At 69.4% G+C, this 6,647-nt stretch carries 8 protein-coding genes and 1 pseudogene; 6 read left to right on the top strand and 3 right to left on the bottom strand.

Annotated elements, in window-relative coordinates; all coding sequences use genetic code 11:
* On the bottom strand, positions 1-1,439 hold a 1,439-nt coding region (locus DBR34_RS21965), incomplete at its 3' end, for an exodeoxyribonuclease V subunit gamma (protein WP_258223590.1).
* A 213-nt stretch (positions 1,440-1,652) separates the two neighbouring features.
* On the opposite strand from DBR34_RS21965, the gene DBR34_RS00280 reads away from it, so the two are divergent.
* From DBR34_RS00280 to DBR34_RS00255, 6 genes are all read left to right on the top strand, one after another.
* Positions 1,653-2,441 (top strand): ATP-binding cassette domain-containing protein, encoded by a 789-nt coding sequence (locus tag DBR34_RS00280; RefSeq protein ID WP_128095232.1) that lies wholly within the window; start codon positions 1,653-1,655, stop codon positions 2,439-2,441.
* Positions 2,441-3,190: an MlaE family lipid ABC transporter permease subunit gene (locus tag DBR34_RS00275; protein WP_128095231.1), complete on the top strand. Its 750-nt coding sequence runs from the start codon at positions 2,441-2,443 to the stop codon at positions 3,188-3,190. Before DBR34_RS00280 ends, DBR34_RS00275 begins: the two co-directional genes overlap by 1 nt.
* Before the next feature lie 65 nt (positions 3,191-3,255).
* A complete protein-coding gene (mlaD, locus tag DBR34_RS00270; protein ID WP_128095230.1) occupies positions 3,256-3,783 on the top strand; it encodes an outer membrane lipid asymmetry maintenance protein MlaD in 528 nt (175 codons plus the stop codon).
* Positions 3,780-4,442 carry an ABC transporter substrate-binding protein gene (locus DBR34_RS00265; RefSeq protein WP_128095229.1) on the top strand — a complete coding sequence of 221 codons (663 nt, stop codon included), beginning with the start codon at positions 3,780-3,782 and terminating at the stop codon, positions 4,440-4,442. Before mlaD ends, DBR34_RS00265 begins: the two co-directional genes overlap by 4 nt.
* The gene (locus DBR34_RS00260; RefSeq protein WP_128095228.1) at positions 4,432-4,743 is read left to right on the top strand and encodes an STAS domain-containing protein; all 312 of its coding nucleotides are present in this window, start codon (positions 4,432-4,434) and stop codon (positions 4,741-4,743) included. The genes DBR34_RS00265 and DBR34_RS00260 overlap by 11 nt, the downstream gene beginning before the upstream one ends.
* A gap of 1 nt (position 4,744) precedes the next feature.
* On the top strand, positions 4,745-5,749 hold the full coding sequence (locus DBR34_RS00255; protein ID WP_128095227.1) for a VacJ family lipoprotein: 1,005 nt from the start codon (positions 4,745-4,747) through the stop codon (positions 5,747-5,749).
* 66 nt (positions 5,750-5,815) lie between these two features.
* On the opposite strand, the gene DBR34_RS00250 is transcribed toward DBR34_RS00255, so the two are convergent.
* Both DBR34_RS00250 and DBR34_RS00245 read right to left on the bottom strand, forming a co-directional pair.
* Positions 5,816-6,376: a glutathione peroxidase gene (locus tag DBR34_RS00250; protein ID WP_128095226.1), complete on the bottom strand. Its 561-nt coding sequence runs from the start codon at positions 6,374-6,376 to the stop codon at positions 5,816-5,818.
* A 57-nt stretch (positions 6,377-6,433) separates the two neighbouring features.
* Positions 6,434-6,647 (bottom strand): annotated as a pseudogene (locus tag DBR34_RS00245) (hypothetical protein); the annotation flags it as partial.

Here is a 6,647-nt window from a genome sequence, read left to right as displayed (position 1 = left end):
CCGGCCGCCTGCAGCCAGTCGTGCAGGCGATCAAAGGCGGCCGCATCCAGCCCGGCGGCCTCGGCCAGCGGTGCGCTGGCCAGCAGGTCCAGCACTTCGTTCAATCCGAAGCGCGACACCGGCAGGCCGAGCAGGTGCACGAACACGTCGGCCAGCGGTTCGCCGGCCAGCGGGCTGGTGTCGGCCAGCGCGTAGGGAATATGGTCCTCGCCGCCGCTGCGGCCGCCGAACACCGCTTCCAGGTACGGCACGTAAGGATCGATGTCCGGGGCCAGCACCGCGATGTCGCGGGCCTGCAGCGGCGGGTCGAAGCGCGGGTCCTGCAGCAGCGCCCGCAGCTGGTCGTGCAGCACCTGCAGTTCGCGCAGGCGGGTGTGGCAGGCGTGCACCTGCAGGCTGGGGTCATCGTGGCGCAGCGCCTCCCGGCGCGCGCCGGCCGGCTGGCCGCGGCGATGGAACAGGTCGCGCTGCAGCCGGTGCAGCAGGCTGTCGGACAATCCGCCCGCGTCCATGTCGGGGCGCGCGTCGTCTTCGGGATCGTCATAGGCGGCAATCTCGCCGGACGGGTGCACCACTTCGTAACTGCCCAGCACCGCCATGAAGTCGCGGCCGGCCGCGCCCCAGACCTGCAGCAGGCGGTTCTCGCCGGCCGCTTCGCCAAACGGGTCCGGCGCGCCGCTGCGCAGCTTCTCGCCCAGCGTCTGCAGGTCGCCCCAATAGGCCTGGGTGGGCGTGGGCAGGTAGAAGTGCATCGTGCCGACCCGGGCCTGGGTGGCCATCACCCGCAGCACGTCGGGGGAGATGTTGAGCGTGGCGAAGGCGAACACCCGCGCCGGCAGGCCCTGCGGCAGCGGGCGCCCCGGGCCTTCGAAGCGCGACAGGTAGGCATCGATGCGGCGCGCGCGGTACTGGTGGCCGCTGGCGATGTGCCGCCACAGGATCGCCTGCGGGTCCTGCGCGTCGGCCCCGGCCTCCCAGCGCAACAGCCAGTCGCGACGCCAGGCCTGGTACTTCTCGTACACCGCCGCCAGCTCGCCGGCCAACGCCCACGGCTTGAGTGGATCGGCCGCGGACAGATAGGCCTGCAGCGCCTGCATCGGCGCCTGCGCCAGCACGGCCGGGTCGGTCAATGCGGCGTACAGCTTCCAGCGCAGCGCCGCCGCGGTGAGGTCGTCATGCTCGCCGGGCACGTTGGCGTTGAGCGCCCGGGCCACGAATTCACCGGGGGTGAGGAATTCCAGGTTGGCGGCAATGCCATACTCGACCGCCAGGGTGGACTGCAGCCAGCGCCGCATCGCCACCTGCGGGATCAGCACCACCTCGGGCACCAGGACGGACTGGCCCGGCACCGGCTCGCGCACCGCCGTGGCCAGCAGCGCAGCCAGCACGTCGAGTGAATTGGAGTGGTACAGGCGGAAGTCGGACGCAGCATCAGTCATCGCGCCAGTGTGCCGCAGCGGCCGCGCGATCACGAGGGTGACCGACGTAGGAACCGGACGAGAAACCGGCCATGCCGCGTGCCGGCACGGTGTGTTGCGAGCGGCGTCGCTGGCCGGGCGGCGGGGTCGTGCCACAATACTGCACGGTCCAGTTCGGTTATGTTCAGCCGTTCACCACGATCTTACAACGTTGGAATTTTGTTAATGGCGTCCATGACGGCTTCCGAAGAATCGCTGGTGCAGTTGTCCAACGTGCGTATCGATCGCGGCGGTCGCAGCATCCTGCGCGACGTTTCGCTGCGGGTGCCGCGTGGCAGCATCACCGCCGTGCTGGGCCCGTCGGGCAGCGGCAAGTCCACCCTGCTGGCGGCGCTGACCGGCGAACTGCGCCCGGTGGCCGGCACGGTCACCCTGTTCGGCCAGCCGATCCCCGAGCGCAGCAGCGCGCTGCGCGAGATGCGCCGCAGCGTGGGCGTGCTGCTGCAGGGCAATGGCCTGCTCACCGACCTGACCGTGGCCGAGAACGTCGCCCTGCCGCTGCGCACCCACACCCGCCTGCCGGCGCCAGTGCTGCGCCGCCTGGTGGACATGAAGCTGCACGCGGTGGGCCTGCTGGCCGCCGCCGATGCCTGGCCGCGCGAGCTGTCCGGCGGCATGGCCCGGCGCGTGGCGCTGGCACGCGCGCTGGCGCTGGACCCGCCGCTGATGATCTACGACGAGCCGCTGACCGGGCTGGACCCGATCGCCTCGGGGGTGATCATGAGCCTGATCCAGCGCCTCAACCACAGCCTGGGCCTGACCAGCATCATCGTCAGCCACCATGTGCACGAGACCCTGCCGATCTGCGACCAGGTGATCGCCATCGCCAACGGCGGCGTGGTGTTCCAAGGCAGCCCGGCCGACCTGGACGCCAGCCAGGACCCGCTGCTGCGCCAGTTCCTGCACGGCCAGCCCGATGGCCCGATTCCGTTCGATGCCGCGCCGCGCGCGAGGGTTGCCTGATGCCGTTTGTTGACGCCACCCGCTCGCTGGGCCGCGCCGGCCTGTTCTCGCTGACGGTCCTGCGCGGCTCGCTGCCCACCGCCGACTTCCTGGCCGAGCTCACCCGCGAGATCTACAAGGTGGGCGCCCGCTCGTTGCCGATCATCGCCGTGGGCGGTGCCTTCGTCGGCCTGGTGCTGACCCTGCAGGGCTACCGCACGCTGACCACCTTCGGTGCCGCCGATGCGCTGTCCACGCTGCTGGGGCTGTCGCTGTACCGCGAACTGGCCCCGGTGCTGACCGCGCTGCTGTTCATCGGCCGCGCCGGCAGCTCGATCGCCGCCGAACTGGGCCTGATGCGCGCCACCGACCAGATCAAGGCGCTGGAGCTGATGGCCATCGACCCGATCGCCAAGGTGGTGGCGCCGCGCTTCTGGGCGGCGGTGCTCACCGTGCCCCTGCTCACCGGCATCTTCTGCTCGCTGGCGATCAGCGCCAGCTACTTCGAAGCGGTCCACGTGCTGGGCCTGGACAACGGGGTGTTCTGGTCGGCGCTGAGCAACAGCGTGGACTTCTGGGACGACTTCGGCGTGGCAATGCTGAAGTCGGCGATCTTCGGCGGTACCGCCGCGCTGGTGGCGTCGTACGTGGGCTTCCACGCCGAACCCACCATCGAAGGCACCTCGGTGGCGACCACCCGCGCGGTGGTCAACGCCTCGCTGCTGGTACTGATGTTCAACTTCGTGCTGTCGGCAATGATGTTCCGCTGAACACCGATCCATGAAACCCGCCCGGGCACCCCCTGGGCACCTGACAAACGAACAGTGAGACAACCATGGCCATCCGCGGTCCCAGACTTGAATTTTCCGTCGGCGCATTCCTGCTGCTGGCGCTGGCCTCGCTGCTGGTGCTGGCCGTCGCCTCCACCAACCAGCGCTGGGGCTTCGGCAGCGACGGCTACGAACTGAAGGCGCGTTTCACCCAGATCGGGCAGCTGCGCAAGCAGGCCCCGGTCAAGATCGGCGGCGTGACCGTCGGCCAGGTCGGCGCGATCGAGCTGGACCCGCTCAAGTTCGACTCCATCGTCACCCTGAAGCTGGACCCGAAGTTCAAGGATCTGCCGGCCGACACATCGGCCGGCATATTCACCAGCGGTTTGCTCGGCGAGAGCTATATCGGACTGCAGCCGGGCGGTGACCCGGACGTGCTCAAGTCCGGCGACGAGATTGTCTTCACCCAGCCGGCGGTCGACCTGCTGCAGCTGGTTGGCAAGTACATGTTCAGCGGCCCGGCCAACGCCGGCGGTGCTGAGTCCCAGGATGCCCAGGGCGCAGAAGCGCCTGCAACGGAACCGCAGAAATGAACCTCAAACTGATCCCCGCCCTGCTCACCTCGGTCCTGCTCGCCAGCACCCCGTCGCTCAGCTTCGCCCAGGCTGCCCCGGCCCCGGCCGCTGCTGCGCAGAACGACGCCGGCCAGGCCGTGCTGGACGCCAGCACGCGTATCCTGAGCACGCTGCAGCAGCGCCGCAGCGAGTTCCGCGCGAACCCGACGGTGCTGCGCACCTTCATCAACAGCGAGCTCAACAAGACCTTCGACCGTGACTACGCCGCCCGCCTGGTGCTGGGCGTGCACGGCCGCGGCGCCTCCGACGCCGACGTCAAGCTGTTCGCCGATGCCATGGCCGACAACCTGATGCAGCGCTACGGCTCGGCCCTGCTGGAAATCCAGGGCAAGCCGACCTTCCGCCTGAAGGGCCAGTCGCCGCTGCCGGGCAACCGCGGCGTGCGCGTGTCCACCGAACTGATGCGCGCCGGCAACGAGCCGACCCCGGTCGACTACCTGATGCGCAACGTCAACGGCCAGTGGAAGATCTTCGACGTGATGATCGAAGGCATCTCCTACGTGCAGACCTTCAAGACCCAGTTCGATGCGCCGCTGCGCCAGAAGTCGATCCAGCAGGTGGCCACCGAACTGCGCAACGGCACCATGCAGGCCGGTCAGGCGCCCCGTGGCAAGTAACCCGGCCAGTGTGCAGCGCAACGGCACGGCGCTGGTCTTCAGCGGCGTGCTCGACCGCACGGCGGTGACCACCCTGTGGCCGTCGCTGTCGTCGCTGGAGGGCGTGCGCCAGCTCGACCTGACGGCGGTGACGCGGGTGGACAGTGCCGGCCTGGCGCTGCTGGCCGAACTGGCGGCGCGCCTGCGCGGCCAGGGCAGTGCGCCGGACATCGTGGGCAGCCCCGCCGGTTTCAACGAACTCAGCGCCGCCTACCGGCTGGCGCCCACCCTGGATTTCCATGCCCTTTCTGCGGCGAGCTGACATGAACGTCATACGCACCCTCCCCCTGTTGATCCTGGCCCTGGCGCTGAGCGCCTGTGCCGGCAAGCCCGCGCGTGACAGCGCACCGGCCAGCGTTGCCGTGGACACCGCTGCGGCGTCCACGGACGCCGTGCCGGCCGCCCCTGTGGATGCCGATGCCGATGCAACGGCCGCCAGCGCCAGCCAGCCGGTCGCAGCGGCGTCGGCCAGCACCCCGCCGCCGGCCACCGGCGAGACCGCCCCGACCAACGCCGAAGACGACTTCGCCGCGTTGTACGGCGGCCCGGCGCCGAGCGTCGACGGCACCGAGCCCAATCGCGCCACCTACGATCCGTGGGAGCCGCTCAACCGCCGCGTGCACAGCTTCAACAACGTGGTCGACCGCGCCATCGCCCGTCCGCTGGCCACCGCGTACACCCACGTGGTGCCCCGCTTCGCGCGGACCGGGGTGAGCAACTTCTTCAACAACCTGCGCGCACCGGTGACCATCACCAACCAGCTGCTGCAGGGCCGTCCGGATGATGCCTGGGACAGCCTGGGCCGGTTCCTGATGAACTCCACGCTGGGCATAGGCGGTCTGTTCGACCCGGCCAGCAAGGCGCTGGTGCCCAGCCGCAAGGAAGATTTCGGCCAGACCCTGGGGGCCTGGGGCTGGCGCCGTTCGCGCTACGTGGAACTGCCGTTCTTCGGCCCGCGTACCGTGCGCGACGTGTTCGGCCTGGCCGGCGACATGCCGCTCTCGCCGATCCGCACCATCGAGGAAGACAAGGTGCGCATCGGTCTGCAGGGCCTGCAGCTGGTGGACATGCGGTCGCAGTTGCTGGCCATCGACGACATGCGCGACAACGCCGTGGACGAGTACACCCTGGTGCGTGATGCCTGGCTGCAGCGCCGCAACTACCAGATCGAGAACGACCTGCGCGGCAAGCATGCCCGCGGCAAGGACGCCGACGACAGCGCCCCGATCCCGATCGATGCGATGCCGATGCCCAACTGGGGCAACTGACCGGACAAAAAAAACCCCGCCTTGGCGGGGTTTTTTTCATGGGCGTGCGCCCTGCACCGCCGTGGCTCAGACGGCCAGTGCGGCGTCGATCGCGGCCACCAGGCGGGCATCGTCGGCCGGCACGTCCGGGGCGAAGCGGCCAATGACCTGGCCGTCGCGGCCGATGAGGAACTTCTCGAAGTTCCACAGCACGCCCGGCGCCGGGTTGACCACCAGCTCCGGGTACTTGGCCACGGCGCCCTGCAGCTTCTCGCGCATCGGGCCTTCGCCGGTGGCGGTCGGCTGTGCGTCGGTCAGCGCGCGGTACAGCGGGTGCACGTCATCGCCGGCTACGCTGATCTTGGCGAACAGCGGGAAGGCCACGTTGTATTCCAGCTGGCAGAACTGCTGGATCTCCGACTCGCTGCCCGGCTCCTGGGCCAGGAAGTTGTTGGCCGGAAAACCCAGCACTTCCAGGCCGGCGTCGTGCTTGGCCGCGTACAGCTGCTGCAGGCCTTCGTACTGCGGGGTCAGGCCGCACTTGGAGGCCACGTTGACCACCAGCAGCACCTTGCCGCGGTAGTCGGCCAGCGACGACGGCTGGCCTTCGATGGTGGTCACGGGGATGTCGTAGACAGTCTGGCTCACTACAGGTTCCTTGGGTTGGGACAGGAACGCCACGGGCTCGCCCATGGCGGGAAAGATTCAATCAACGCAGATCGTGCCCACCGCCACGCCGCCGTCGATGCGCTGGCGGCAGCCGAAGTTCTGGCTGATGTCGGTCTGGCAGACGCCGCGTGCCTTGGCACCGGGGGCCACCTCGCCCTGGGCCAGGCACTGGCCGGTGCAGTCCGCCTTGGTGCTGCAGGCCTTGCCGGCATCGGCGTAAGGCACCACGCATTGCACGCGTTGCAGCCGG

This window comes from Stenotrophomonas sp. HMWF003, assembly GCF_003061285.1.
GTDB classification, from domain to species: Bacteria; Pseudomonadota; Gammaproteobacteria; order Xanthomonadales; family Xanthomonadaceae; genus Stenotrophomonas; species Stenotrophomonas maltophilia_AP.
This window is presented reverse-complemented; position numbering and strand designations above follow the sequence as displayed.

Coding starts and splice junctions, on each gene's coding strand:
- DBR34_RS00280 (WP_128095232.1), top strand. CDS start 1,653: ATGACGGCTTCCGAAGAATCGCTGGTGCAGTTGTCCAACGTGCGTATC.
- DBR34_RS00275 (WP_128095231.1), top strand. CDS start 2,441: ATGCCGTTTGTTGACGCCACCCGCTCGCTGGGCCGCGCCGGCCTGTTC.
- mlaD (WP_128095230.1), top strand. CDS start 3,256: ATGGCCATCCGCGGTCCCAGACTTGAATTTTCCGTCGGCGCATTCCTG.
- DBR34_RS00265 (WP_128095229.1), top strand. CDS start 3,780: ATGAACCTCAAACTGATCCCCGCCCTGCTCACCTCGGTCCTGCTCGCC.
- DBR34_RS00255 (WP_128095227.1), top strand. CDS start 4,745: ATGAACGTCATACGCACCCTCCCCCTGTTGATCCTGGCCCTGGCGCTG.